Source organism: Stenotrophomonas sp. 05L44_2 (assembly GCF_056665995.1).
The window spans coordinates 1-2169 of the sequence record NZ_JBFTNR010000705.1; the positions used below are offsets into that span (position 1 = coordinate 1).

2 protein-coding genes are annotated in these 2169 nt (G+C 66.5%); both read left to right on the forward strand.

Translation table 11 applies throughout. From position 1 onward, the window contains the following. The first annotated feature begins 208 nt into the window (after positions 1-208). Positions 209-1594 carry a replication-associated recombination protein A gene (locus AC1VAN_RS19580; RefSeq protein ID WP_480986512.1) on the forward strand — a complete coding sequence of 462 codons (1386 nt, stop codon included), beginning with the start codon at positions 209-211 and terminating at the stop codon, positions 1592-1594. A gap of 84 nt (positions 1595-1678) precedes the next feature. Further along, positions 1679-2080: a DUF805 domain-containing protein gene (locus AC1VAN_RS19585; protein ID WP_442252057.1), complete on the forward strand. Its 402-nt coding sequence runs from the start codon at positions 1679-1681 to the stop codon at positions 2078-2080. Positions 2081-2169: the final 89 nt, after the last annotated feature.

The following is a 2169-nucleotide window of genomic DNA, read 5'->3' on the forward strand; positions in this document are numbered from 1 at the left end:
GGCATGGCCCGGCGCTACCTGCTCTGGTGGGTGTCAACCGGCACCGCCTTGGTAGGTGTCAACCTTGGTTGWCATGCTTTTGATCTGCCGGCCAGYGGCCGGCACCACCGATTGCCGCAGATCTCCGRTCCGCCGGGCATGGCTCGGCGCTACCGGCCCTGGTGGGTGTCAACCGGCACCGCCTTGGTAGGTGTCAACCTTGGTTGGCATGCTCTCGCGGTACAATGACCGCGTGCCAAGACATCGCTCCACTTCATTCCCCGGCCCCGATCTGCTGAGTGTCGATCGGGAACACATGCGCCCGCTGGCCGAGCGCATGCGCCCCCGCACCCTGGATGAGATGGTCGGGCAGAAGCGTCTGCTCGCGCCAGAGAGCGCGTTGCGCCGTGCCGTCGAATCCGGACGCGTGCATTCGATGATCCTGTGGGGACCGCCSGGCWSCGGCAARACCACGCTGGCGCTGTTGCTGGCTGAATACTCCGACGCCGAATTCCGTGCCATTTCCGCCGTGCTGTCCGGCCTGCCGGAGGTGCGCCAGGTGCTGGCAGAGGCCGCGCAGCGCTTCGCCGAAGGTCGTCGCACGGTGCTGTTCGTCGACGAAGTGYAYCGCTTCAACAAGGCGCAGCAGGATGCGTTCCTGCCGCACATCGAGCGCGGCACCATCCTGTTCGTCGGTGCAACCACCGAGAACCCGTCGTTCGAGTTGAACTCGGCGCTGCTGTCGCGTTGCCGCGTGCATGTGCTGGAAGGTGTCTCGCCGACTGACATCGTCGAAGCGCTGGAACGTGCGCTCGGTGATCGCGAGCGCGGGCTGGGCGAGGAACGCATCGAAGTCGCGCCCGAGCTGCTGCTGGAAATCGCCACCGCCGCTGATGGCGACGTCCGCCGTGCGCTGACCCTGCTGGAAATCGCCGCCGAGCTGGCGGGCGGGGAGGGTGGTCGCATCACCCCGCAGACGCTGACCCAGGTGCTGGCCGACCGCACCCGCCGCTTCGACAAGGGCGGCGAGCAGTTCTACGACCAGATCTCGGCGCTGCACAAGTCCGTGCGCAGCTCCAATCCTGATGCCGCCTTGTACTGGCTCACGCGCATGCTCGACGGCGGCTGTGATCCCTCGTATCTGGCGCGCCGGCTGACCCGCATGGCCATCGAGGACATCGGCCTGGCCGATCCTCGCGCGCAGAGCATGGCGCTGGAAGCGTGGGACATCTACGAGCGGCTCGGCAGCCCGGAAGGCGAGCTCGCCTTCGCGCAGCTGGTGCTGTACCTGGCCAGCACCGCCAAGTCGAATGCCGGCTATGCCGCCTTCAACCAGGCCAAGGCCGATGTGCGCGACAGTGGTACCGAAGAAGTGCCGCTGCACCTGCGCAATGCACCGACCAAGCTGATGAAGGAGCTGGGCTACGGTGCCGAGTACCAGTACGACCACGATGCCGAGGGCGGCATCGCGCTGGACCAGACCGGTTTCCCCGATGCGATGGGCGAGCGGGTGTATTACAACCCGGTGCCGCGCGGGCTGGAGATCAAGTTGAAGGAAAAGCTCGACCGGCTGCGTGCCGAGCGCGAGGCGGCGAGGGCGGCCAAKGGCGCGTAGTCGTCTGCGTGTGGCAAGGCGGCGCATTGCCCCGCCCGCATGCATTTGGCAGACTGCGCGGCTTGTTTTTCAAGGAACGATGCCGTGCAGGAAATGATTCTGCCGTTGAAGCGTTATGCCCAGTTCGAGGGCCGCGCCAACCGCCGCGAGTACTGGATGTTCCAGCTGTTCCTGCTGCTTGCGGGAGCCGCGGTATGCGTGATTGCGCTGACAGTGGCGCTCGTTGCCGGCCTCGTGCTGGACGCCGATTCCAGCTGGATGGCCGGGATCACGATCGGCGCGGTGGCACTGGTGGGTGCGCTCTGGCTGGCCACGATCGTGCCGTTGATCGCGGTGACCGTGCGCCGCCTGCATGACTGTAACCAGTCAGGGTGGCTGTACCTGCTGGCGCTGGTGCCGGGCGGTGGCGTGGTGATCCTGATCTTTGCGCTGCTGCCGGGTACGCCGCAGGACAACCTGTACGGTCCGGTGCCCGCCGGCCCCTGAGTCAACGGGTTTCGGCCCGATGCAACGAAGCCGGCCCAGGGCCGGCTTCGTCGTTTCTGCGCTGCTGTCAGCAGTGCCAAGCTGATTAC